This is a genomic window from Litoribacter ruber, from assembly GCF_018500185.1.
GTDB classification, from domain to species: Bacteria; Bacteroidota; Bacteroidia; order Cytophagales; family Cyclobacteriaceae; genus Litoribacter; species Litoribacter ruber.
In genome coordinates this window covers 1-25,234 of sequence record NZ_JAHBGI010000012.1, presented here as the reverse complement: position 1 = coordinate 25,234, position 25,234 = coordinate 1, and the positions used below count along the sequence as shown (strand labels likewise).

Genomic DNA, 25,234 nt, shown 5'->3' with positions numbered 1-25,234 from the left:
ATATAGGGATTGATCGAAAGAATTTAAATTCATTTCAAGTAAATTAATGCGCAGTTTTCAATTCTGCTGTTAATTGCCGTATTTTTGCCTATCATCAGCAATCTAGTCTTTTGAAAATCATCACTTTCAAAAGACCTATTTTAGCAAGTTCCAAACCGAAAAAGTAAGAGCGCCCCCACAGGCATCCTAGACAACATGCGATTTATTACCTTTCTAGTATTCATTATATCCATGATTTTGTTCTTTAGTGTAAGGATATCCCCCGAGGTATTACCTTACACAGGGCTTTTGCCGCTGTTGATACCGGGATTCCTAATACTCAATCTCGTTTTGCTTTTGATCCACATGTTTAGGATAAGACTGATCATGGTGGTGCCAATTATCGCTTTGGCAATTGGCTATAAGTTTTTGGGGGCAACTTACCAGCTAAATCCTCCTGTAGATAATGCCGAAGGGCTATCCGTTTTGAGCTACAATGTCAGGCTCTTCAATTTGGGAATTGCACAGGATGAGAAAAAAAGCTTCACTAGAAACAGTATCCAATGGGCGCGGGAGTTTCCGGCTGACATCAAATGCTTTCAGGAATTTTATCAGAATTATACCATCCCTACCTACAATTCCATCAAGGCGATTAACCAAGATGGCGCCTTTGAGTACAAGTATGAAATTATGGAGGGGGATGCCAAACGGAACAGTTATGGGTTGGCGACTTTCAGCAAATACCCAATAATCAATAGCGGTAAAGTTTTCCAAAACCGCTGGACCAATGGTGCTATTTTCACTGACATTAAAGTCAACCAAGACACCATCCGGGTCTACAACACCCACTTGGAATCCATGAGCATCAAAGCGGATGACCTCAACCATGTGGATGGCATTAAGGAAAATTACAAAGACACTTTCAGGAAACTAAAAAACGGCACCGAAATAAGAGCTTCACAAGTACAAATCCTCCAAGAACACATCAACAACAGCCCCCACCCTGTGATCGTGGCTGGGGATTTTAATGACCTCCCCTATAGTTTCACCTACCAAACCTTGAAAAAAGATTTGCTAAATGCTTTTGAAGAGGCAGGCAGAGGCTTTGGCTTTACTTATAACAGGGTGCTTTTCTTTCTGAGGATCGACAACATCTTCTACTCCCCAATATTCCAAATCAAAGATTTCAACACCCATCGGGAAGTTGATTATTCAGATCATTATCCCGTAAGTGCTGTTTTCAGTTGGGAGTCGCCGTTTCCTCAAAAATCCTTTGACGAAAATTATTAGCCTACCAAATCAGAATTTCCCTTCTATCCCTTCTAATGTGGGTTCGGCCTAACCTCAAAGTAGCCACAAATTCATGCGTGGTACCCGGTAATCGGTGAGAGGCGTTGGTAGGAAACTCGAAAACATAACCTACAGTGAACTGGTGAAGCAAGAGAACGCCAAATTGGAAATTGTTTCCGTGATCGATTCTATGTCCTCCCCCCAGCCAGAATGTATCAGCAAATAAGGCTTTAAAGTTAAATTCTATGTTGTCATACAACCCGTCTTGATAACGGTAAAGTGCATTTCCCATTACTGAAAGCTGGTCGGAAAGGGACTCCCTATAGCCGGCTGATATAACATAACCGATGGGTCTCTGAGGCCAAAATACATCTCCTCTGTTGAATTTACCGCCGTTGACGTTGTTCATGGCAAATCCAAGGTAATAACGCTCATGGGTCAATGCTCCTCCAATATGAAAATCCAAGGATTGCATATCGGCAAATCCACCTAGGTATTTCCCAATGGTTGGGTCATTCTCCAATTCTGGAGTCAAAGAAGCCCCATCGAGCCTCACTGAGGAAAAATTTACCCCAGCCCCCAACCTAAAACTGTGCTTGGCAGAAAGCCTTACCCTAGTGGCATAATTGACATTTAGTTCGGTCTCTGCGAATGGACCGTGCTGATCAAATAGCACATTTGCCCCCACGGCATTTCTTCCCATCAATGCCGGATCATCCTCTCCGGAAAGCTCCGCAAAATCTATTTCACCACTGAAGAAAGTGGAAGAAGGAGATCCGTCCAGCCCCATCCATTGATTTCTTACCACACCCCTCAAGGCGCTCCCTCCATGGGCTGTCAGTGCGGGATTGTAATACCCTTGCAATGAATTGAACTGGGTAAAGTATTTCCTGCTTTGGGCAAACCCATGGGAGGAAACTATCACGAAACACAGTATCAGTAAATATTTTTTCATATACACCTATTTACCTCCCTCAATCTCTTAAAATTGTCAAAACACTTCGGTGCACTTCCCCGGTTGGCACCACTTCAATTATATAATAATATGCACCCGACACTACTGGCTCGCCAAGGTAGTTTCCATCCCATCGTTCATAAGGATCATGTGAGTAATACACCCGCTTACCGCTTCTTTCAAACACCATCACCCGCACATTACCATAAAAACCTAGCACCTCCACTCCCCAAGTATCGTTGATCCCATCACCATTTGGCGAGAAAACATTTACAATTCTGAGTTCAGACAATGGTGGGAAAACACGCGTAATGGTAAAAGTCCTTGTGATTATATTCCCCATCCGATCAGTGGAACTTACTGTAATGATAAATTCGGTCCTACCTGGAAGCTGCTCGTCTGTGTTCCAGAAAAGCTGTCCGTCCTCGATTCTGAAATAGCCATTGTCAGCACCCCCATCTGCTAAAGCATAGGTATGTTGGTCATCACTAGGGTCAATGGTATTGAAACTTCCAATCGGTCTGGATACACCATGATCCATCTGGAAGGATTGATTATCTAACTCGATATCTTCCGGAAGGGGTTTGTCCTCCACAATAATGGTAATGGATGCCATTAATCCATCAGGGTTGAAAATATCCCCTGGAAGCACAATTACCCCCTCATTTTGATAAAAGCCGGGTTCCATGGCCTCATAATAATCAATTTGCCAGGTCACCTGCACGATTGCTTCCTCTCCGTTTCTAAGAATCACCCTGACCACACTTGGAAGTGGAAGGTCATCTATCTGCGTATTCCAAGGCACGGAAATTATCTCAGGCATGATTACCTCATCAATGGAATTATCAACCAAGGTGATGGTAAAGGTTATGTCTGTTTGGTTGCCGTGAATATCCGTGGCAATAATGGTAATAGTATGCGGGGTATCAAAACCTTCTAATATCGTCCCTACCGCCGGGAACTGCTCAACTGAAGCCACTTCGCAATTATCACTTAATTGTAAGTCTTCGGTGAAATCAGGAAGGGTATATTCCCCATCTACATTTGTTCCTGCGGAAAAGCTATCAGGGGCATTGGCTATAACAGGCCCCATATTATCAGCAACCGTAATTGTGAAAGTGGCAACGGTTTCATTTCCTGAAAGATCCCTAATGGTTGCCTCCACCTCATTTTCACCCACATCACTGCAGCCAAACTCATCAAGGCTAAATTCAATTGACTCAATGCCACAGTTGTCATACATCATTGCTTCAATATCTTCCTCAGAAAAGGTTGCAGCACCATTTTCATCCAAGTACAAGGTGTAGTTTTCTACCTCAGCTGTCGGAGCTAAATCATCAATAACAGTCACCATCACAGTTTCCGAGACACTGTTTCCAGCTTCATCGGTTACGGTCACGGTCACTTCATTTTCACCCAAGTCATCGCAGCTGAATTCAGCTGGTTCTACTGTAAAGGTCAAAGTAGAGTTTTCACTCACATTATCAGATGAACCCGCGTCTAAGGACCGGCCATCAATCGTGACATTCCCCTCCTCATTGAGAGAAACGGTTATTTCCTGCAAATCGGCCGTTGGTGGCGTCAGATCGATGATAAAAGTATAAGGTTCGCTTATTGGACTTTCTGCACAGAGCTCGTTGATAAGAAATGCAGTCACTTCATAAGACCCCTCTTCCAATGTCACATCGGTATAGTCCAAATCCCACCAACCATCAGCGTTGGAATCTGTCCTTCCGATTTCTTCACCATCCAAAAAGACCACGATGGTGGAATTGGCTAATCCAGTCCCGAAAATCTCTAAGTTTTGGGCGTTAGTGATGCCGTCCTCGTCTGAAATCCCAGTATCTTCTCTGATTCCCCAAACTAATGGGGCATTCGGTTCGCTCGTATCAATTAAAATCCCGGAAGTATCAGGCACATTCGCGCTGGTCATTTCTAGATCCAAGAAATCATTATTGGCAATATCAAAAATAGTGGTTCCGTTTAACCGGATCCTACCGATCCTTATCCCAGTCAGGTCTTGGTCTCCTTCTTGGATTTCGTAGGTAAAAACCAAAGTAGAATCATTAACATTCCCTTGATCAAACCTAGCCCAAGCCTCTCCAGAATCAAATAGCAATTGCAATTCAGGAAGGTTGTCAAAATGAATCTGAACAGCTTCGTTTAATTGCAATGTAAAAGTCATTACATCTTCTGCGCAAAAGGCATATACGCCATCTGCCGGTACCTGCACATTCACCACAAATGGCCGTATGCCGTCAACAAAAATATTACCGGCGATCTCTCCCACCTCCAGTGGAATGGTCTCCCCGCTGGAATTAAGCACATCCGCCCCGTCCAAGGTGACCGTAGAAGCGATTCCGATACCATCCATATCCAGTAGCTCAAGCTCTTCCTCCACGGTATAAGCAAACAGCAATTCATCTGTACCTGATCCGGATACATAGGTAGCGCGCACCTCTACCCCGTTAATGTTCAGCAAAATATAGGGAGTGCCACCGCTCACAAAAACCGGCTCACTATAGGCTAGCCGTAATTCAATCACATCATCAATTCCATACAGGCCATTTGGAGGCAAATTGACCACTTCTGTTTCAACAATCTCCAATGGCGGCTCCTCAATGCGAATGATTCGGGTAACCGGTTCACTTATATTGTTGTCCTCATCGGTAACTGTGTAGATTGCCCGTCTATCGCCGGGAGTTGGAGAGGAGCGACGGTTGTCGTAGATGATTTCCCGAAGGATACGCTCATAAATTGCCACGGGGGCAGGGCCGGAAATCAGAACCCTCATTACTGGCGAAAACTCTACTTCAAAGGCAAGGCCGTATTGAGTGATTAATTCAGTGCCCCTTTCTGTAAGAAAAAGTTGCTCAATTATAGTCCCATCCAGAATATCACTTAAAATAATCTCAGCACGGATTAAATTATCAGAATCGACATCGGTAATCCTCACATTTGGATCAACCAACATATCGATAGTGCCAGGAGGATAAATGGTGACTCCAGGTGCCGATGTGACAACGACCGGAGCCTCGGTAAACGGCAGGTAATTTTCAGCTGCAAAAAGCGAAAATTGAATGAGGAAAATTGAGAAGATTAACCGTAAACGTTTTGCCATATAAAATGGGGATACTTGAAAATAGACCACCAAATGCTTTTTCATCAGCACCTACAGCATATTTGGTATAACTTATTATTTTACCATAAAATTTTACCGAATAGCTGTTACAAATAAATATAAATTATTCAACATAACACATATCAAATTAAATTTTTTATCAAATTATCTAACATATGAAAAAAGAAAAGCCAACAGATATCTGTCGGCTTTTCAATTGGTTAGCAAATTTAACTTTTATAATCTAGCGTCAATTTCCTCTTTTGGCAATATGGACTTCACATCGTAAATCACACCTTTTTCAGCTTTTAGCTGGGAAAGATCGGAGGATAGAAATTCCTTGTGGCTCACAGCCAATACTACACCTTCGTATTTTTTCCCCGACTCGAATGGATTATCAATAAGGTCAAGTCCATATTCATGTTTTACCTCATCTTTGTCGGCCCATGGATCATATACATCCACGGTCACTCCAAAGGCTTTCATTTCTTGGATCACATCGATCACACGGGTATTTCTCACATCAGGGCAATTTTCCTTAAATGTAACTCCAAGCATCAAAACACTGGACTTAGCGATCATGTGCTCATTTTTGATCAAAAGCTTGATTACCTGGTCAGCCACAAATTTACCCATGGAGTCGTTTACTCTTCTACCGCCAAGGATGATTTCAGGGTTGTACCCCACTTCCATCGCTTTCTGGGCCAAATAGAACGGATCCACCCCAATACAGTGGCCACCCACTAATCCTGGTCTGAAAGGCAAGAAATTCCACTTGGTCCCTGCCGCCTCCAACACATCCAAGGTATCAATATCCAATTTGGCGAATATTTTAGAAAGTTCGTTTACAAAGGCTATATTGATATCTCTTTGGCTGTTTTCGATCACCTTTGCCGCTTCAGCCACCTTGATTGCCGGGGCCAAATGGGTACCAGCCACGATAATTTCACCATAAAGGTCATTGATCACTTTCCCTGATTCCGGAGTACTACCTGCAGTTACCTTTTTGATCTTGGTTACAGTATGCTCCTTATCTCCCGGATTGATCCTTTCTGGGGAATAACCTGCATAAAAATCAGTATTGAACTTAAGTCCACTTACTTCTTCCAAAACAGGCACACAGTCTTCCTCCGTACAACCTGGGTACACAGTTGATTCATAGATAACGATATCCCCTTTTTTGAGGATTTTACCTACAGTCTGACTGGCCTTCACCAAAGGCGTCAAATCAGGTCGGTTGTGCTTGTCTACTGGAGTAGGCACAGTGATTATAAAAACGCTGCAAGAAGCTATGTCTTCGCTTTTATTGGTAAATGACAAGTTGCCCATATCAAGGACCTCCTTCAAATAGTCATCTTCAACCTCAAGCGTGCGATCATGGCCCTTGCTCAATTCTGCAATACGGCCCTCATTGATATCAAAACCAACAACTTTAAACTTCTTCGCAAATTCTACTGCCAGGGGCAATCCCACATAACCTAGTCCTATGACGGCTATCCCCTGGTCTTTTATCTCATTGATACTTAACATTGAAAAAAACTTATTTATTTAACTTTGAAATCCACTTTTGAATAAATGAAGACTGAAGTTCACCTTCCTCTTCGTAATAATTCCCTGTATATTTATTTTTCTTCATGTATGAATAATTGTACCCATATCCATACGTATATCCTCCATAATCATAAATATCACCCCCACCCTTAAAGCCATTAAAAACAGCATAAAAGTCCGAAACGTGATTGCTGGAATACAGATCGTTGATCATCAGCAGGTGCTTCTTATGGGTGTAATTCTGCCTTACGATATAAAGATTCACATCCGAAAACCTCAACAAATCCATTGTCTCAGAGACCAGGCCTACAGGCGGGGTATCTAGCACCACCACATCAAACTGTTCCTTCAAACCGTTTAAAAAATCTTTCAGTCTGTCCTTCAACAGAAGTTCAGCGGGATTTGGAGGCACCGGCCCCGAAGGTACGATGTATAAATTCTCGTATTTGGTGGCCTGCACCACTTCCTCTGGTGAGGCCGTTCCCACCAACAGAGAGGATAAGCCATTCTTGTTGGAAACACCCATATACTGGGACACCTTGGGCTTGCGAAGATCCATCCCGATCAAACAAGTCTTCTTTCCGCTTAGAGCCATCGCAGAGGCCAAGTTTAGAGCCACAAAAGTTTTGCCTTCTCCCGACACGCTGGAAGTCACCAAAATTGTCTTGCATTTTTTCTCACTGGCAATATAAAAAAGTGCCGAGCGAAGTGACCTGAACGACTCCGAGACCAAAGACCGGGGATGTTCCGCCACGATGAGGTTTGTGTCTTTTGTGCTAAACCCAACTGTACTCAATAAAGGTATTTTCAAAAAGCTTTTTAGCTGAACCTGATCCACTATTCGGTTATTCAAATAGTGATACATTAACAAAAACGCCAACGGAACCATAAAACCCAAGCCCACTGCCATACCATAATTCTGCGGTTTTTTGGGGTAAATCAAATTCCCCTTTTTGGCATAATCCAAAATCGCATTATCCGGCACATTGGAGGCTTTTGCAATTCCAGCCTCGGCCCTTTTCTCCAGAAGATAGGTATAGAGATTTTCTCTAAGCTTAAACTCCCTGAAAATATGGGTGTAATTGGATTCCGCTTCCGGCAAATTGGCAAATTGATGGTCGTAAGACCTCAATTTTTCATAAATTTCCCGCTTTCGGTTTTCGGTGTTCTGCACCAAGTTCTGAATGTTCTCAAAGACGTTTTCTCTGAGCCTATCTATCTGCTGATCAAGCTGGGCCACATCGGGGTGATTGGGCTTGACCACAGAAAGTAACTTTCGTCTTTCTAACGATAATTGTACCAGATTTTGAACCAAGCCATTTAAAAGTAAATCCGAAACGCCAACCAATGAAGGTGCCACCACCTCACTGTAATCATTGCCCTTATCTGAAAGATATTGCTCTAGTGAACGGTAATATGCCAATTCAAATTCAAACCCCTGAATGGTTTCTTCCAATGACTCAATTCGGGTAAGCAGCCCGCCAAATTCTTTATTTACATCCAGTAATTTGTTGCTGACTTTGAAGTTTTGCATTCTTCTCTCTACCGATTTGAGGGAATCCTCCACCAAGAATAGCTGATCATCAATAAAAGCCAAGGTATTTTCCGAAATACGGTTTTTCTCTTTGAGATCATATTCCAAAAAGGAATCCATCAGTGCATTGACATAATCCCTACCTTTTTCAACTACCGTCGACACCATGCTCACTTCAAGCACGGAACCATAATTGTTCTGTGGTCTTACAGTAACCGATTTAGCGTAATTATCAACCAAGGTAGACGGATGATGGATCTTAAATCCAACCATATCCCCCACCCGGTTGGGGTTTACCAAATGGGCTTTAAATTTGAATTTACTTGTATGCACTGTTTCCCCAAACCTAAAAATCTTGCCGAGGATGTCTTCCTCACCTACGGATGCCTTGGCCGAAAGGTAATCCATAAAGCTGGTTTCCTCACGGGATAGCATATAAGTATCTTCTGAAAGTATGCTCAAATGCACCATCCCCTGAAGGTTTTGAGGAAACTCCCAATCCACTTCAATTCGGATGGGCGAGTTTTCGTACATCTCAATTTCCTTGATATGAGTGGCCGCATAATAGCTCACATCAAAATGGAGCTTTTTGAGTGCCTCTTCCGCGAGATTTTTTGAGGTAAAAAGGAGAATATCATTTTCCAGGTTGTTGTTTCCGGAAAAAATCTGCGACCTGTCCAAAATCCTCACCTCAGGGGAAAGGCTGCGTTTGATCATAATACTGCCCTTCACCTGGTACTGCTCCACAGTATAGCGATGAAACAAGAATACCGCCACCAAGCCGATGGCTATACAAGTGAGGTACAATGGCCAATAACGGGAATACTTGGTGATATAATACTTTATATCAATGGGTCTTTCCTCTTCCTCAAATTTTGACAAATCAATATTCTCCATCTCAAAACAACCCTTGTGTTAAACCATAGAAAAATATAAACATGGTCACCAGTGTAGCGCCAAGCTGCAGGGATTGTACGAGATTATCACCTGTCCCCACTTGACGGATCCGCATCGGCTCCAGATATAGTATGTCGTTGGGCTGAATAAAATAATACGGAGAGGCCAAAAGTCTCCGATCATTGAGGTTGATTTGGTGGATTTTAGTGCCTCCATCATATTGACGGATGATAAAAAGCTGGTTCTTTTTGGCTAAAATATTGGCTTCACCTGCATTGGCAAGTGCGTCAAAAATTGTCGCCCTGTTTCTCATAATCAGCTGGGTGCCCACACTGGAAAATTCCCCCAGAGTGGTATACCTTATCCCACCTGTCCTCAAGCGGACAAACACCTCTTCCTGAAAAAACTCATTGATTTCTCTCTGTACTTTCAATCTGGCAGATTCCTCGCTTATTCCTGCAATTTCGATTTTGCCAAGCTTGGGAATGTCCACAAACCCATCCTTGTCAATGGTATAACCCGTGAAATAAAAAATATCACCTCCGCCCATGCCGCCCCGGCCTCCGGCCATGCCTCCACGCATGGAACGTGATCCCTGAAACTCAAATGCTTTGGTAAGCTCCTCGTCTGATGTGGCAAAATCGATATCCACAATATCAAATGGCTGCAGAATATACTCATATTCCACTTCAGCATAGGGGATAAATTCCTCCAGCCCGATCGGCTCATTGCCAGGCAAGTTCTGAAAGTATGTAATTCTCCTATTGCTGATACACGAACTTGCTAGCAGCAAAAGAAGTAATAAGTAAATCCCTTTATTCATCAGTACTGAATGGAAGTATAAAAATCCCGCTCAAAATTAGTTAATTCTTTAAGCAATAAAACCCCAGTACCATTTTCTTTCAATAAGCTTAACTGGGCTTATGCTTTATGGGGAAAGATACACAATTTTTCAATCCGACAAAGCAAAAAAACTGACGATAATTACTTTACTACTCCATGGACTTTTTCCCAATCCATCACATCTCTCAAAACCAGCGAACCTGCACCAATCACCGCGCCTTCTCCTATCTGAATTCCCGGCTTGATAATAGCCCCTGCGCCAATCAACACATTGTGGTCCACTCTCACATTGCCACAAAGCGTAGCCCTGGGAGCGATATGCACAAAATCCCCAATGATGCAGTCATGGTCAATCGAAGCTTTGGTATTGACGATGGAATGGTTGCCGATCATGCAATCCGCTTGGACCACAGCCCCGGCCATGATGATGGTCCCCTTGCCTAGCTTGCAATGTTTGCTCAGAATAGCAGCGGGATGGACGATCGTTCCCCACTCTACTCTCCCCAAGTACTCCATCACAATCTTCTCCCTAGTTTGATTACAGCCAATTGCAATAAAAAGTGTTTTATCCAAGGATGGTAAAAATTGGGACCTTAAGGAAACCTCGTGCCCCAGACAACTGCTGAGCATTTCATTTTTGTCCAACACCCCGCACACCTGCCCTCCGCTCAATTCTAATGCGTCAATTACTACTTTTGCATGTCCGGAGGCGCCTACGATGTACATTCTATTCTTTGTTTAAAAGTTGCTGATACTCTTCCAGAATTAACTGGTGCATTACCCTGCTGTCAAATTTAGTTTTAACTTCCTCATAAAGGTTTTGGGCAAATCCGTACATCACTTCCCGCTTCACATAGGCAAACTCCAATGCTTCCTTAAGCACTTGGGCCTTTTTCACTGGGTAAACCAAACCTGTTTTTTTGTGAGTAATTATATCAATATTCCCTATAATATCCGAACAAATCACGGGACACTGCATAGCTCCTGCCTGTAAAATAACATTTGGACATCCTTCGCGATGAGAAGCATGGACCAAGATATCAGAAATGGCCATATAATGCTCCACATGGTCAGACCAGTCAATATGCACAATCTTCGGATGGTCGGCAATTTTCCTCACAATTTCGTCATCCAAAGGATTTAATTCCTGCTCCATAGGCCCCAAAAGGACAAGCTTGGACTTATTTACAATTTTGGAATCCAAAAAAGCCTTCACCAAATCCTCAATACCCTTATCCCTGACCATCCTGCCAACAGCCAAGATCACAAATTCGTTATCTCCAGGTACCACCCGCATCATCGCTGCTACCAGATGGTTTTCTTTCAAAGAATTACGGTTAAAACGGTTCAGGTTCACCCCATTTGACGACCCCTCGCCGATTACCTTGACCTTTGCGGGGTCCACCAGCTCTTCTTTGAGTATAAAATCCTTCAGCGATTTAGAATTTGGCCACACCTGATGGGCCAATTTGAAAGTGAGCTTTTCACACCAGATCAAAAGTTTAGCTTTGTTCTTATGGGCCACCATGTAGGGCATCCCAGCCACCGTGTGTATCCGAACCTTCACCCCGGTGATCCATGCAGCCAACATCCCCAAAAGACCTGCTTTTGGCGTATGAGTATGGACGATATCCGGTTTTTCCTTGCGAAAAAGCTGAATTAACAACCACAAGCAATATAAATCATGAAAAGGAGTGATCTGCCGGGTAAAAGGAATGGATATGTGTTCCACCCCCTCATTTTTCTTGGCATCCTGAATTTCCCTTCCTTCAGCACTGACCATTTTTACCTCCCAGCCATTCTCTTTTAAAAACTTCATCTGTCCCGTCAAAAGAAGCTTCAGGGACATGGGCACTGTGGTAATCCGTATTAATTTAGGCATGAATTTCTTATTACTAAACTGAAAAATGCAAAGATAAAACCATGGCAATTATGGGGTACAGATCCCGCTGGAAAAAACATAAAATCCGAACCCTAAATCCATTTTTTTGCACTTGATCAAAGATAAGCATATTGGATGCCTAGATAGTTACGCCGGAATGATTTTTCTTAGAATTTTTTGTGGAAAATGCACCATCATCACTCTAGCCTTTGATTTCCAACTACCTGAATAATCCCTATCGATAATTTTATTCAACTTAAAATCATCTTTTCCTTTCACCAACACACAATCAGGCTGAAGATGGGACCACCTTGTGCCCGGATAATTGTTGTCCAACGGGATAAAAAGCTTGTTGGAAGGCCTGGTATACTGGAAAATCATGGAAGACCTTGTGTTAGGAGTAGAATTCTGAGTACCATGCCACAATCTGCCGTCAAAAATGATGAATTGCCCAGGTTTAACCTTGACATGAACTAATTTACATTCCGAGTTCCGCTTTTGCGCCTCATGCTGCACCTGCCGGTCATCAGTGAGGTCTACAAAATACTTCTCCCCCAATTCCTGCGGGGTGATATTGAGATGCTGGGATTTGGAAATGAGTTTCATCGAACCCTCTGTCACATTCTGCATAGCCAACCAAACCGTTACGCCATCCCAAGTAGAATGCTCCACATCGATATGCCACCTGTGAGTCACTTGGGGTTTTTGATAAATGATCTGACTGCTCCACAACAGCACATCCTCGCCAAGCAACTTGGACACCGCCTCCACCATCACCGGATGGCTCCCCAGGTCTACCATTTCGGGCACCACACTGTGTCTGCCTTTCAACCAGGGCAGAAACTTTTCAGGCAATGCGGCACAGGCAGATAAAACTTGCTCAATCTGATCCCCGTTCAACAGGTCAATGGCTTCAGTATAGCCATCCTCTAAAAATTTATCTAACATGACTGGGAGTTTTAAAAATACGAAATAAAAAATCTTGTATTAAAAATAATGCATTTCATCCAAGAAACAAACAATTCCCCTGAAATTTAATTGTATAATTTTAATCTGAACCTAACATGGAATACCTGTATATTATTCTGATCATTCTGGTTATTGCCGGAGTGCTAATTTTTCCCATTTGGCTTTTCTTGAGAAGAAGCACTGAATTAAAAATCCAAGGTAGTGAAGTCACTTTTATTTCCCCCATACAATCTGAAAGCATCAGCTTTGAAAAAGACCTCATAAGTTGGCAGGTTCAGGAAGCCTATTTCCTGTGGTGGGGAAAAGTGTACGCCATCAACATGCAGTTTGCAGGCAACAAATGGAAATCCATCAACTCCCGCATTCAACCTGAAAATTACCAAAAACTGTTGCGGGTTTTAAGTGAGTACTACGCAGAAAAACGCATCGACAAGCGCGCTAAAGGGCCCACTTCCGATCAGAGGTGAAGGATATCGTGAGCCATTTCTTATAGGGCACCTCCTGCAGGGCGTCTGAAATCTCTTGCCGGATCAGGTCCATCTCCTCTATCGTGGGTTCAAAAGCCTTTCTGTCTACCACATAGTCCACCTCAACAAAAAGCTTGCTCCCCACTTTGGAAACCCGAAGGAAATACTCTTCAAACCCGTACCGGGTCTTGGTGGCTGAAATGATTTGGTCAACTTCCTGTTTCAGCTCACTGTCGGGGGACATTTCCATCACCTCCCGCACTTGTTTTTTGATCAGCCCCATGGGCACTTTTATAAAATAGCCTGACACCAGCACCACCATCACGGGATCAATATAGGGCACAAAGTTTTTGTAAATAGTAAAATTCAGGCCAAAAGCTATGAGAAAACCCAAAAGCACCGCCATACTCAGAAAAAAATCCATTTTCCACTGCACGGCTTCGGCCTTGATAAAGCCTGACAGCAAAGCCTTGTGCCTCCTTTCCAAATAGCGATATACCAATAAACAACCGATGGTAGCCAAAAGCGCATACAAGGCCGACATCCCCGGATCAATCATCTGCCCACCTGAAAGGATACTGGCCACCGCATTGAAAAAGGCAAACACACAAAGAATGATAATCACCACATTTTTCAGCAAAATGATAATCGGCTCCAACATTTCCTTGCCAAAAGGAAACCTTTTGAAATCATACTTCTGGATATAGCTTGCCGACCATAACGAACCCACCGAAAGGGCAACGCTGATCAGGGAGTACACCCCATCAAACAATATCATCTGGGATTGCCCCAGCACACCCCATACCATGGCAATCACGGCAAAAACCAAGGCTCCATAGGCGGAAACCTTTAAAACAAACCTTTCACTGACTGGCTCCATATTAGCGAAACAGCAGTCTAATCGGGAAGGTTTAACATCAATACATCACCAACCTGTATCTCCACACCTCCCGGATATCCTCTGCCTTCACCTCAAAAGGCTTGTAAATAGGATTCCCAGAGCAAAGAAGCAGCTTTTCCTCCCCTTTCAGGTGATTGTAGGCAATTTTGAATGTCACCCCATCCTGCTCAGTTACGATCACGTATTTCTCCCCATCTTTTACATCTCTCCAATCATCTACATACTCACACACAATCCACGCCCCTTCAGGAATCGGCAGCATGGAATCTCCATCCACCTGAAAAACGCGGTGTTTTTTGTCTGCCGGCAAAAACGGAAGCGAAAAACGGGGCAGCTCCCCGATGAAATCCGGATCCGCAAAACCGGCTAGATAACTTGCTTTGGCTTTTTGGGAAACCACCTCGATCAGCTCCCTCCCTTCTGCGTCCACAGTGGTTGAGAGGATTCTCAAGTTGCGCCCGCTGAGGTACCGGTCCGTTTCCAGCAGCTCCCGGAGCTTGTATTCGGAGAAAGTCTCCAGATTTTGCCTAAGCAGCACATCCACCGACACCCCGAGATAGTCCGCAATTTTAAGCACCGTCTCTAGTGGCGGGGTAATGTTAAGCTCATACCCGGCCAGCTTGGACCTACTGATGCCTATCGCCTCCGCCATCACCACCTGGGTAAGGCCTTTTTTCTTACGGAGAAATTTGATGTTTGAGTTTAAATACATATCTCATTGTAATTATCATTCCCATCCGCCAGCAGATTAGGCTAAGCGATGAAAATTTTATCTTCTAAATGAAAACCTTTGCGACTTCTTTGCGGCCTTTGCGTGAAACCTTTTTTCTCTCAAATATAAAAATCTTTGACTACATTATAAACATAAAAATGTCAATAATGTTGTCAATATAAATATGCAGGGAAGAAGAAGCATTGTCCATATGGATCTGGACTCGTTTTTTGTGTCGGTGGAAAGGTTGTACGATAGCAGGCTCAACGGCAAACCCATCCTCATCGGTGGATCGGGCGACCGGGGCGTGGTGGCGTCCTGCAGCTATGAGGCCCGCAAATTTGGCGTGCACTCGGCCATGCCTATGCGCACGGCCAGGCAGCTGTGTCCGGAGGCGCTGATCATCCGGGGGGATTTTGAAAAATACAGCCAAAAATCACATGAGGTCACCGCTATCATTCAGGAAGACGTACCGCTATTCGAAAAGTCATCAATCGATGAATTCTACATCGACTATACCGGTATGGATCGATTTTTCGGCTGTGCCAAAATGGCCCACCAACTACGCCAGAGGATCATAAAAGAAACCGGCCTCCCCATCTCTCTGGGGCTGTCGGAAAATAAAACCGTATCCAAAGTCGCCACCGGGGAAGCCAAGCCCAATAATGAAAAGGAAATCCTTTATGGAGAGGAAAAGCCTTTTTTGGCACCTTTATCCATCCGCAAGATCCCTATGATCGGGGAAAAAACCTCGCAGACACTTTACAATATGGGTGTCCGAAAGGTGCACACCTTGCAAGCGATGCCTTCAGAGTTACTGGAAGCCACTTTTGGAAAAAACGGGAACATGATCTGGGAAAAAGCCAACGGTATCGACCGATCTCTGGTGATTCCCTACTCGGAAGCAAAATCCATTTCTACTGAAAACACCTTCGAGCAGGACACTATAGATGTGCGGATGCTGGAGGCCACCTTGGTAGCCATGACCGAGCAAATTGCTTCCAAACTCAGACAGAAAGGCCAGCTGACCGCATGTGTTAGCGTGAAAATCCGCTACTCGGATTTTGACACCCACACCATGCAGCGCAAAATCCCATATACCTCTGCCGATCATACCCTTATCCCATTGGTGAAGGAGCTTTTCCGAAAACTGTACAACCGCCGTATCCTCATCCGCCTGATTGGGGTGAGATTTAGCAGTCTGGTGTATGGAAATTATCAAATCAACCTTTTCGAAGACACCCAAGAGCAGATCAACCTCTATCAAGCCTTGGACAAGCTCAACATCAAATACGGCGACAAAACCGTATGCCGGGCAGTGGGCATGCAGGTGGGAAGAAGGAGGTTTAACCCCTTTAACGGCAGGAAAATGTAGAAAACCGCATTAAACATTCTACCAGTTTAATTTCTCGAAGATTATTAACTTTATCTCTATGAAAAACCCCTCCCAACAAATAACCCTCATCCAAGAAGAACTGCTACAACATGCCGACCCTGAAAAAGCGGAATTCTTGCCCAAATATTTCAAAGCAGTCCCGGGAGGGTATGGGGAAGGGGATCGGTTTATTGGCGTGAAGGTTCCCTTCCAGCGGAAAGTCGCTCAGAAGCATTATCGGGATCTCTTCCTGGATGAACTCGAAGCCCTCCTTACCCAAGAGGTCCATGAATACAGGCTGACCGCTTTATTTATGCTAGTACTCAAGTTTGAAAAAGCTAAATCCGCGGAAGACCGGAAGACCTTGCTGGACTTCTACCTAGACCATCTGGATTTTGTCAACAACTGGGATCTCGTAGATTCATCTGCGCCCAAGATCTTGGGGGCGTATCTGTATGATCAGGACAAAAGCCTGCTATACGATTTTGCCCAATCCGGTCAACTTTGGAAACAGCGGACTGCCATCATTTCCACCCAGTATTTTATCAAGAAAGGCCATTTTGACGACACGCTTCAACTAGCTGACCTCCTCCTTGACCATCCCCATGATCTCATTCACAAAGCCGTGGGCTGGATGTTGCGGGAAGTTGGAGAAAAGGATTTCGACACCGCTTACACGTTCTTGGAAAAATGCTATAAACAAATGCCACGCACCATGCTCCGATATACTATTGAAAAGTTTGAACCGGAGATAAGGATGGGATTCTTGAAGGGATTGATCTAAAACCCCGTTCATTTCTCTGGCCCCTTTGCGCCTCTGATCACTTCTCCCCTCCTCTATTCTCCAAATGGACAGAAGTAATTGGGTAGACAATCCTGATATCCTCCTCGTCTCTAAACTTCTCCAGCACCGCTTCAATCATGGCATGCTGTAGCACCCGCCGCTTTCTTGGCGGGCAAAGGTAACGCATGGACAACTGTATCCCCCGCTCATTAAGGTTGATATAAACGGTGGGCGTATAAAAAATGAAGGAAATCAGATGTTTCTTCTCGGCCCTTTTAAAAGCCTTTTCAATCTTCTTAAACTCATCCTTCAACTCTTCATTCATGATGTCAAGCAAAATCTGCTGGGCTTTTTTATGGTTACTATCCAGGCTGATATAAACATGCTGCTCATTCCAGATATAATCAAATCCCTGGCTGTAATTGGCCTGCGCATCGGAAAAAACCTTTCCATTTGGGATATGGATAATCCTGCCCGTACTCTGCTCGGCATCCACCCAGCTGCCTACTTCCAAAATCGAGAACTGAAACATCCGCAAATCCACCACATCCCCTTTGTGCTCCCCTATCTGAATCCTGTCCCCCACATCAAAAGGCCTCCTCCAATAAATAAAAAACCAGCCGGCTATATTGACGAAGATATCCTTAAGCGCAATGGCAATACCTGCGGAAAGCAATCCGAGGTAGGTGGTCACAAATTGAAAATTGGTGATCCAAATGCTTCCCACCAATAGTAATCCGATCAGCACCACCACATACTGAATGGTTTTCTGCCAGTGATACTGCCGCTTCAGCTCCCCACTTACGTTTTGACTCACCAGCCTGGTAGCCCCTTTTTTGATCAGCCAGAGGATGAGGATAATGATGATTGTCTGCAGTACTTTCAGCCTGACATCATAGGGCACAAATTCATCTATATAATTCCAAAGCTCATTCATAAATGCGGTGGTCGTTCAAAAGAAGTCTAATATAGGTAGAAAATCCCCCTTCTCCATCCAATCCGATTTTTTCCATATTTCTCTGTTAAAACTTTTCTTCTCTCTCTATTTTTTGATTAAATTATAAACAACAAAATGTCAAAACAATAAACATTTGCATCTCAACTGCCATTCATATTATAGTTTCAAATACGGGACCCTGCCCATTGAAGAATTGATCTCCGAAGCCAAAGGGAAAAAGCTGGATGCATTGGCTTTAACGGACATCAACAGCACGGCTGGTGTGTTTCCCTTTCTCAGGGAAGCCAGCAGGAATGGCATACACCCTGTGATTGGCATTGACTTCAGGAATGGCACCCAGCAGGCATACATTGGCCTTGCCAAAAACCAGGAGGGCTTTTTTGAGTTGAATAAGCACCTTTCCCATCATAGGATAAAGCAGGTTCCTTTTGCCGACCGGGCGCCAGAATTCACCAATAGCTTTATCATATACCCCTTACCTGATCAGTATTTTTCCCTTCGGGAAAATGAATATATCGGTGTATCTCCCGAGCGCCTCAATCAGTTTCACCGCTCTCCTTGGCTTCGCCACAAGGACCGTTTAGTACTGCTTCAACCCGCCACTTTTACCTCCAAAAGGGATTTCAGCGCCCATCGCCTGCTGCGGTCCATTGATCTGAATGCTTTATTGAGCAAGCTCCCCCTTTCTGAGCAGGGAAATGCATCCGATAGGCTATATGGATATGCGGAAATGGTGGCTCGCTGCGAAAACCACAGCTACCTGATCTACAATGCCCAAAAACTGCTTGAGCAATGCCAGTTTTCCTTTTATTTTCAGGCGGTCAAAAACAAACGGGACATCTTGGGTTCCGATTGGCAGGATTACGACTACCTGCGGGAGGAGACTTTCAAAGGGGCTACTCTGCGGTACGGGAAAACCACTCCGGAAATCGAAACCCGCATAGAAAAAGAACTTGAGCTGATCCAGCAAAAAGGATTCGTTTCCTATTTCCTCATCAATTATGACATTATCCGCTATGCCCAGCAAAAAGGGTATTACCACGTTGGCCGGGGCAGCGGGGCAAACAGCATTGTGGCGTACAGCCTTTTCATCACCGATGTGGACCCCATTGAGCTCGACCTGTACTTTGAGCGCTTCATCAATTTGTATCGCGAAAATCCCCCGGATTTCGATATAGATTTCTCATGGAAAGATCGGGATGACATCATTGATTATGTTTTCAAGAAATACAACACTCCTGAGCAGGAGCACGTATGCCTGCTCGCCACCCACACCACCTTTCAATACAATTCTGTATTCCGGGAACTGGGAAAGGTATTTGGCTTGCCCAAGACCGAAATTGAATCATTGATCTACCATGCCGACAAGCCTGGCTATCAACCGGACCAGTTTGGCCGCCTGATTATCAAATACAGTCAGGTGTTGAAAAACTTCCCATCGCACCTAAGCATCCATGCAGGGGGAATTCTGATCGCCCATAAGCCCATCCATTATTATACAGCCACCGAATTGCCCCCAAAAGGCTTTCCCATTTCCCACTTTGACATGCACGTGGCCGAAGATATTGGTTTGCACAAGTTTGACATCCTCAGCCAACGCGGCTTGGGCCACATCAAAACTGCCGTAGAGATCATTGAGCAAAACCAGGGGGTAAAAGTAGATATCCATCAAGTCAGCGAATTCAAAAAGGATCCCAAAATCAAGATGCACCTTCGGGAAGGCAAAACCATCGGGGCTTTTTATGTCGAGTCCCCTGCCATGCGAATGCTTTTGGCCAAAATGAAAGCCGACGAATACTTAGAGCTGGTGGCGGCAAGCTCCATCATCCGCCCAGGGGTGGCCCGCTCGGGCATGATGCGTGAATACATCCTCCGGCATGTCAATCCGGCCCGCCGCAAGCTGGCCCATCCGGTACTCTATGACATCATGCCCGAAACTTATGGGATCATGGTTTATCAAGAGGATGTCATCAAGGTGGCCCATTATTTTGCCAAACTCAGCCTGAGTGAAGCCGACATTCTCCGCAGAGGCATGAGCGGAAAATCCCGCTCCAAAGATGAATTTCAACGGGTGAAATCTCAATTTTTCATTAACTGCCAGCAACTGGGCAGGGACCCCAATGTCACCAAAGAGCTATGGCACCAGATTGAGAGCTTTGCCGGCTACTCTTTTGCCAAAGGCCATTCGGCTTCCTTTGCGGTAGAAAGCTATCAGAGCCTTTTTCTCAAAGTGCACTTTCCATTGGAATTCATGGTGGCGGTGGTCAACAATTTCGGGGGCTTTTACCATACCGAATTTTACATCCATGAACTCCGCATGAACGGCGCCCAAATAGAGGCTCCACACATCAATGAAAGCGATTACCTGACCAATATCAAGGGCCGGGTGGTCTATCTGGGTTTTATCCATCTCAAAAATCTAGAAACCGCCACCTCAGAACGCTTGCTGCGGGAGCGTTCCCAACACGGTCCTTTTGCGGGCTTGGAGGATTTCATCGCCAGGGTGGAGATTAGCCTTGAGCAGTTGCTTATCCTTATCCGTATCGGATGCTTCAGGTTTACGCAAAAGACCAAGCAGGAGTGCTTATGGGAAGCTCATTTTATATTCAACCAACAACGGAAGGTAGTTCCGGCCGGGGGTCTTTTTCAAAAACAGGGCCTTCGCAAAGCCCAAGTCCCTCAGCTGGAAGCCAATGATCCCCGCCAGGAAATTATTGACCAGATTGACATTCTGGAATTCCCGCTGGACTCCCCATTCCTTTTGGTGAAAGACCAAAGTGTTCCCAGTATTTCCGCCAAGAAACTCAAAAAGTTCTTGGGAAAGGAAGTTCAGGTCATCGGGTACCTGGTCACCATCAAGTACACCCGTACTGTAAAGGGGGACATCATGAATTTTGGAACATTTGTAGATCGATCTGGAGACTGGGTAGATACCGTACACTTCCCTCCCGTGGTAAAAAAACATCCCTTCAAGGGAAGGGGAATATATTTGATTCGGGGAAAAGTAACGGAAGAGTTCAGCTTTTACACCATTGAAGTGAGCCGCTGCGAAAGGATGGCTTACTGGAATGCTGAAGATTGATGGGCTTTTGTTTAAGGGGAATAAAGGTAATCACTATCTAAAAAGCTAATTATTTTCTTGTCCAAGGTCCACAGTTGCAGTTGATGTTTCATGACTCCATAGATGATTATGGAATCAATTAAACCTACTCCTTTGGAAATTAGCTTTTCCTGCTGGGAAAAAACACCGGCTTCATAAATAATCCCGCCATTGTGTAATCTGGGAAGACTTTCAAAATACCCTTCAATAATGCTTAATTCACGTCTACCTCTGGCACCTTGCTGCAGTTCTGCAAAAATTATATCCATTGCATACACACTTCCTTGCTCAAGCAAAGTTTGGCAGACTGGGAAATAATTGGGGTTGGCTTTAAAATACTCTATCCATATCGAAGTATCAAAGACAACCCCTCTCATTCCCTGTTCTTTTTACGCAAGCCCTTGGCCGAGTAATTAAATTCCAAAGGCTCGTTTAGGACCGAACTGCTCAGCTCCTTTAATTTTTGCATGGAAATATATTCCTGCAACGCTGTCTTGAGGGCCTCTGTGATAGTCCCAGCTTGGGACAGCCTCATAGCCTCTTCAATCATCTCATCTGGTATTATGGCTGTAACCTTCATGTTTTTAGATATTTATATAAAAATACGATACACTATCGTATTAAGCAAACAGCATGCAAAAATTATTTAACAACTGAGACATCAATTTTAGAGGGATTAAAAAAGGCCGTCTCTATTAAAGAAACAGCCTCAATTTGCATAAGAAAACCAGATCAAAAACACCTAACTTTTGGATTAAATGGAGTATACACTCCTGCTGGATTATGTGTCCAAACCCAGACGTGTAACTGAAAATGGGGGAAACCTAATGGGGCACCTTGAAGATGATTATCCATGGGTACACGACCAAACATTGGAGCTACACCTCTGACGTCTAAAAGACTATCCACCACGATATATTCTATAGCTCCCAACTTCAAGCGGCCATTAGGTAAGGGCTCATAAACCAACGCTTCAGGTTTGGAAGGATCAAGAATACCATCCATCAGTGCAAAATTTACATAATGGAATCCCATTCCTCCGGCAGCGGTTGCCACACATGGCGAAGCTAATTCATAACCATCGGCTACTGCCACTTCCACACGTTGATACTTTGCCGTAGCTTTTCTCACAACAGCTTCCAATTGATTTTGGGCTGCAGGATTTACTCTTAAGTTTTCTTCACTCAACTCCTCTACAAACATAACCTCTGGATTATTCACCAGATCCACATCTTCCAATTGATCGGGCATGCACCCCATCACTAACAAGGCCATGGCTATCATGGATAGCTTTAGCCAAATGCTTATTTTTTTGGCTTGCATAATAAAATTTAAAGTAGGTTAAATTGAAATAGTATGTTTAAAAACCTTTATAGGAAAGGACCTTTGGCGGGAAGGGCTGGGCGATATTACTAATTATTAAACCCGAATAATATTTTGGTTCTTGCATGAAGAACAATTCACCCGTTAAGAAAGACTGTAAATTTACAAAAAATTTGTTATTTAGAGAACCAAAAGACAAATAAAATTACTGAATATCAAGCAGTTAAACTCCTAAAAGTCAAATTGATTCTCCCTTCAGCAATTCTTGTACTCTTGGGCAGGGAATGTTCCCAATAAGTTTGAGTAGAACCTTTCATTAAGACCAAACTACCATCCTCTAGCAGAACTTGTACTTTTTCTTGCTTATTTTCATACCTTCTTAACAGGAATTTTCTCGCTGCACCAAAACTAACAGAAGCGATGGCCGGGTCTACGCCTAAAGATTTTTCATTATCCCTGTGCCAGCCCATGCTATCATTTCCATCTCTATAATAATTAAGCAACACGTGTGTAAATGAAGATTGCACTTGGCTTCCTATCCTTTCCTGGATTTCAAATAGCTCTTTGGTCATGGGTAGAGGCTGTAGCTCCAAGCCGGAGTATTTATAAGGTACATCAGAATTACCATACAGAGCGGTTAACCGTGGCTGCATCACTTTTTTTCCAAACAATTGAATCGCCCGATGCTCCCACTTAACATGTTCTCTTAATAGAGAAAAATATCTCTTACTTTCCTCAGGAGTAAAAATGCTCGGGTAATACACCTCTCCGAAAGATGGAAGCAGATTCTTAGACATATTCCTATAACTTTTGGACATTGGTTCGGTTTACTTTTAAGAAAATAGAATTATGGAAGATATAACATTCAAAAGAAATCTTGATCAATCAAACAGTTCCATTGTAGCTGTAGAACAAGAAAAAGAAGTGGGAAGGATTGAATTCTCCCTTCAATCATCAAAATTGACTATCAATCATACCGAAGTCAGTCCCGAAAAAAGAGGCGGTGAATTAGCCAAAACTCTAGTTTTTAAAACCAAAGAGTTATCTGAAGAGAAAAATATTGGAATTGAATCAAATTGCCCTTATGCGAAAAAAGTGTTGCAGAAAGAAAAAGAATAAGGCTGGAGGCCTTATTCCTTATGTACGAGTGGCGCCATTTTATTGATTACAGGATTGGCATACATGGACAAGAAGTTCCTAACAATTTCGGGATTATCCACCTTAATCCCTTTTGTCATTCTTTCCACAAACTCCTTTTTTTCATCTGCTGTGTAATTATCGGCAAATTGATCTGACTCATGAAGCAGGTCATGAGCAATGTAATTTGTTGGCCAAAGTTTATAATTTGAAATTATTGAAGCATCAATCGCGTCACATAAAGCTTGTATTTGCTTATTGGGACTAGCATGCTGTTCAATGATTTCATCAATTTCATCTTGGAGAACATCCCCTGTATGAAAATGAATTCTTTTCTTTTGCCCCATAATGCCGGTCAAGACATTAATGAAATCCTCATTCTTTTCCTTGACATACTTTTCGGCTCTTGACCTTGCCAACAGCTCTGGCATTTTTAAGGCGTCAGTTGGATCATATTCATAAGAGATTGAAACAGGAACAATCTTCATTTTCTTGAAGTATTCCATTTCACTCATATCCCCCCTAGCCATGCCAAGCATCTTTAACACCCCCTTGTGAGTTGCATCATTGCCATCTTTAGTCCGCCCTTCTCGCTGAGCCATCCACACGGATCTATTTTCATGGAAAAGGGAATTATTGATGTACTCAGACAGCAGTTTGGAGCTTAGTAATAACTCTCTTGCCGGCAAGCCTCTCTGCACTATGAAATTCCGAGTCAGCCTTGACATGGCCATCAAGAACGGTTTCTTGACCAGGTTATCCCCTATAGCCGATGTGGTCATCATCATATTATGATTATACAAGCTATAATTAAGAAGTGAGGTATCCAGGATGATGTCTCTATGATTGGAAATGAACAAATATGCAGTATGCCCATCTAATTTGTCAAAACCGGAAGTAGTTAGACCCTGGGAGCTTTTCTCAAGGACCATATTTAAAGCCGGGTAAATGAAATTGATCTGAAAATCACGGATAGAGTGAGTTCTTTTCAATCTATCAACCCACTCCTGATCCTCCATGCCTGGAAAAGTAAAATTCATGATCGCTTTCATCATGGGATCATGGGCGAATTCATGAAGCGCTGCATTTACTTCAGTATCATAATATGGTCTTATATGATCAAATTTTGACATCTCTTTTATATTTGGGCTTAACTGCAAAGAAACAAAATTTTCTTGAAAAAACCCTTAGTTAGGGTTCAGCATGTGGTTATTCCCTTAGTATTCCACTTAATGTCCCTTAATCCTCAGAAAGGCCTTCAGATTACCCGAAAGGTTCTTGTAATAAAGAAAGACCCCAGGTATAGCCATCGGGGCTACTCTCCCCAAATGTGACTTAAAACTACTCGGCGCTGCAGACCTGTCCCTCTGTGGCGGAGCTTATCCGCTGCGGCGGATCGGGATGGGAAGAAGTGTGGCGGATAAACGCAAAAAAGCCTCCAGATCTCTCTGAAGGC

The 25,234-nt window shown here is 43.7% G+C and carries 22 protein-coding genes; 6 read left to right on the top strand and 16 right to left on the bottom strand.

The window, feature by feature from the left end; all coding sequences use genetic code 11:
* Window positions 1-345 precede the first annotated feature (345 nt).
* Complete coding sequence (locus KIH41_RS14955; RefSeq protein WP_317194962.1) at window positions 346-1,269, top strand: endonuclease/exonuclease/phosphatase family protein; 924 nt, start codon at window positions 346-348, stop codon at window positions 1,267-1,269.
* A 1-nt stretch (window position 1,270) separates the two neighbouring features.
* On the opposite strand, the gene KIH41_RS14950 is transcribed toward KIH41_RS14955, so the two are convergent.
* The 8 genes from KIH41_RS14950 to KIH41_RS14915 all read right to left on the bottom strand — a co-directional run bounded on the left by KIH41_RS14950 (window position 1,271) and on the right by KIH41_RS14915 (window position 13,000).
* Window positions 1,271-2,224, bottom strand: a complete 954-nt coding sequence (locus KIH41_RS14950; RefSeq protein ID WP_213945688.1) for a PorP/SprF family type IX secretion system membrane protein — start codon at window positions 2,222-2,224, stop codon at window positions 1,271-1,273.
* Between the two features lie 19 nt (window positions 2,225-2,243).
* Window positions 2,244-5,345: a T9SS type B sorting domain-containing protein gene (locus KIH41_RS14945; RefSeq protein ID WP_214162899.1), complete on the bottom strand. Its 3,102-nt coding sequence runs from the start codon at window positions 5,343-5,345 to the stop codon at window positions 2,244-2,246.
* 237 nt (window positions 5,346-5,582) lie between these two features.
* Window positions 5,583-6,875, bottom strand: a complete 1,293-nt coding sequence (locus tag KIH41_RS14940) for a nucleotide sugar dehydrogenase (RefSeq protein ID WP_214162898.1) — start codon at window positions 6,873-6,875, stop codon at window positions 5,583-5,585.
* Between the two features lie 10 nt (window positions 6,876-6,885).
* Complete coding sequence (locus KIH41_RS14935; protein ID WP_214162897.1) at window positions 6,886-9,327, bottom strand: GumC family protein; 2,442 nt, start codon at window positions 9,325-9,327, stop codon at window positions 6,886-6,888.
* Window position 9,328: 1 nt separating this feature from the next.
* Window positions 9,329-10,150: a polysaccharide biosynthesis/export family protein gene (locus tag KIH41_RS14930; protein WP_213945692.1), complete on the bottom strand. Its 822-nt coding sequence runs from the start codon at window positions 10,148-10,150 to the stop codon at window positions 9,329-9,331.
* Window positions 10,151-10,311: 161 nt separating this feature from the next.
* A complete protein-coding gene (locus KIH41_RS14925; protein ID WP_213945693.1) occupies window positions 10,312-10,896 on the bottom strand; it encodes an acetyltransferase in 585 nt (194 codons plus the stop codon).
* A 1-nt stretch (window position 10,897) separates the two neighbouring features.
* Window positions 10,898-12,052, bottom strand: coding sequence for a glycosyltransferase family 4 protein (locus KIH41_RS14920; RefSeq protein WP_214162896.1), 1,155 nt, complete (start codon window positions 12,050-12,052; stop codon window positions 10,898-10,900).
* A 147-nt stretch (window positions 12,053-12,199) separates the two neighbouring features.
* Window positions 12,200-13,000, bottom strand: coding sequence for a phytanoyl-CoA dioxygenase family protein (locus tag KIH41_RS14915; RefSeq protein ID WP_213945695.1), 801 nt, complete (start codon window positions 12,998-13,000; stop codon window positions 12,200-12,202).
* 116 nt (window positions 13,001-13,116) lie between these two features.
* Here KIH41_RS14915 and KIH41_RS14910 point away from each other — a divergent pair, with 116 nt between their 5' ends.
* The gene (locus KIH41_RS14910) at window positions 13,117-13,488 is read left to right on the top strand and encodes a hypothetical protein (protein ID WP_213945696.1); all 372 of its coding nucleotides are present in this window, start codon (window positions 13,117-13,119) and stop codon (window positions 13,486-13,488) included.
* On the opposite strand, the gene KIH41_RS14905 is transcribed toward KIH41_RS14910, so the two are convergent.
* Window positions 13,460-14,368 carry a cation diffusion facilitator family transporter gene (locus KIH41_RS14905; protein ID WP_213945697.1) on the bottom strand — a complete coding sequence of 303 codons (909 nt, stop codon included), beginning with the start codon at window positions 14,366-14,368 and terminating at the stop codon, window positions 13,460-13,462. The two genes, KIH41_RS14910 and KIH41_RS14905, sit on opposite strands and share 29 nt — an antisense overlap.
* Window positions 14,369-14,405: 37 nt before the next feature.
* Complete coding sequence (locus KIH41_RS14900; protein WP_213945698.1) at window positions 14,406-15,101, bottom strand: XRE family transcriptional regulator; 696 nt, start codon at window positions 15,099-15,101, stop codon at window positions 14,406-14,408.
* Window positions 15,102-15,285: 184 nt separating this feature from the next.
* On the opposite strand from KIH41_RS14900, the gene dinB reads away from it, so the two are divergent.
* Window positions 15,286-16,476, top strand: a complete 1,191-nt coding sequence (gene dinB, locus KIH41_RS14895; RefSeq protein ID WP_214162895.1) for a DNA polymerase IV — start codon at window positions 15,286-15,288, stop codon at window positions 16,474-16,476.
* Between the two features lie 58 nt (window positions 16,477-16,534).
* A complete protein-coding gene (locus tag KIH41_RS14890; protein WP_214162894.1) occupies window positions 16,535-17,260 on the top strand; it encodes a DNA alkylation repair protein in 726 nt (241 codons plus the stop codon).
* Window positions 17,261-17,297: 37 nt separating this feature from the next.
* Here KIH41_RS14890 and KIH41_RS14885 read toward each other — a convergent pair whose 3' ends face one another.
* Window positions 17,298-18,197, bottom strand: a complete 900-nt coding sequence (locus KIH41_RS14885) for a mechanosensitive ion channel family protein (RefSeq protein ID WP_214162893.1) — start codon at window positions 18,195-18,197, stop codon at window positions 17,298-17,300.
* 154 nt (window positions 18,198-18,351) lie between these two features.
* Between KIH41_RS14885 and KIH41_RS14880 the strand changes: the two genes are divergently transcribed.
* Window positions 18,352-21,300 (top strand): DNA polymerase III subunit alpha, encoded by a 2,949-nt coding sequence (locus tag KIH41_RS14880; protein ID WP_214162892.1) that lies wholly within the window; start codon window positions 18,352-18,354, stop codon window positions 21,298-21,300.
* A gap of 11 nt (window positions 21,301-21,311) precedes the next feature.
* On the opposite strand, the gene KIH41_RS14875 is transcribed toward KIH41_RS14880, so the two are convergent.
* From KIH41_RS14875 to KIH41_RS14860, 4 genes are all read right to left on the bottom strand, one after another.
* Window positions 21,312-21,695, bottom strand: a complete 384-nt coding sequence (locus tag KIH41_RS14875) for a PIN domain-containing protein (RefSeq protein ID WP_213945703.1) — start codon at window positions 21,693-21,695, stop codon at window positions 21,312-21,314.
* Entirely contained in the window at window positions 21,692-21,898 is a 207-nt protein-coding gene (locus KIH41_RS14870) for a type II toxin-antitoxin system VapB family antitoxin (protein WP_213945704.1), read from the bottom strand. Before KIH41_RS14870 ends, KIH41_RS14875 begins: the two co-directional genes overlap by 4 nt.
* A gap of 152 nt (window positions 21,899-22,050) precedes the next feature.
* Window positions 22,051-22,641 carry a hypothetical protein gene (locus KIH41_RS14865; RefSeq protein WP_213945705.1) on the bottom strand — a complete coding sequence of 197 codons (591 nt, stop codon included), beginning with the start codon at window positions 22,639-22,641 and terminating at the stop codon, window positions 22,051-22,053.
* A gap of 215 nt (window positions 22,642-22,856) precedes the next feature.
* On the bottom strand, window positions 22,857-23,438 hold the full coding sequence (locus tag KIH41_RS14860) for an alpha-ketoglutarate-dependent dioxygenase AlkB family protein (protein WP_214162891.1): 582 nt from the start codon (window positions 23,436-23,438) through the stop codon (window positions 22,857-22,859).
* Window positions 23,439-23,490: 52 nt separating this feature from the next.
* Between KIH41_RS14860 and KIH41_RS14855 the strand changes: the two genes are divergently transcribed.
* Complete coding sequence (locus KIH41_RS14855; protein WP_214162890.1) at window positions 23,491-23,760, top strand: GNAT family N-acetyltransferase; 270 nt, start codon at window positions 23,491-23,493, stop codon at window positions 23,758-23,760.
* Window positions 23,761-23,771: 11 nt separating this feature from the next.
* Here the strand turns inward: KIH41_RS14855 and KIH41_RS14850 are convergent, their stop codons facing one another.
* The gene (locus KIH41_RS14850) at window positions 23,772-24,911 is read right to left on the bottom strand and encodes a 1-acyl-sn-glycerol-3-phosphate acyltransferase (protein ID WP_213945708.1); all 1,140 of its coding nucleotides are present in this window, start codon (window positions 24,909-24,911) and stop codon (window positions 23,772-23,774) included.
* Window positions 24,912-25,234: the final 323 nt, after the last annotated feature.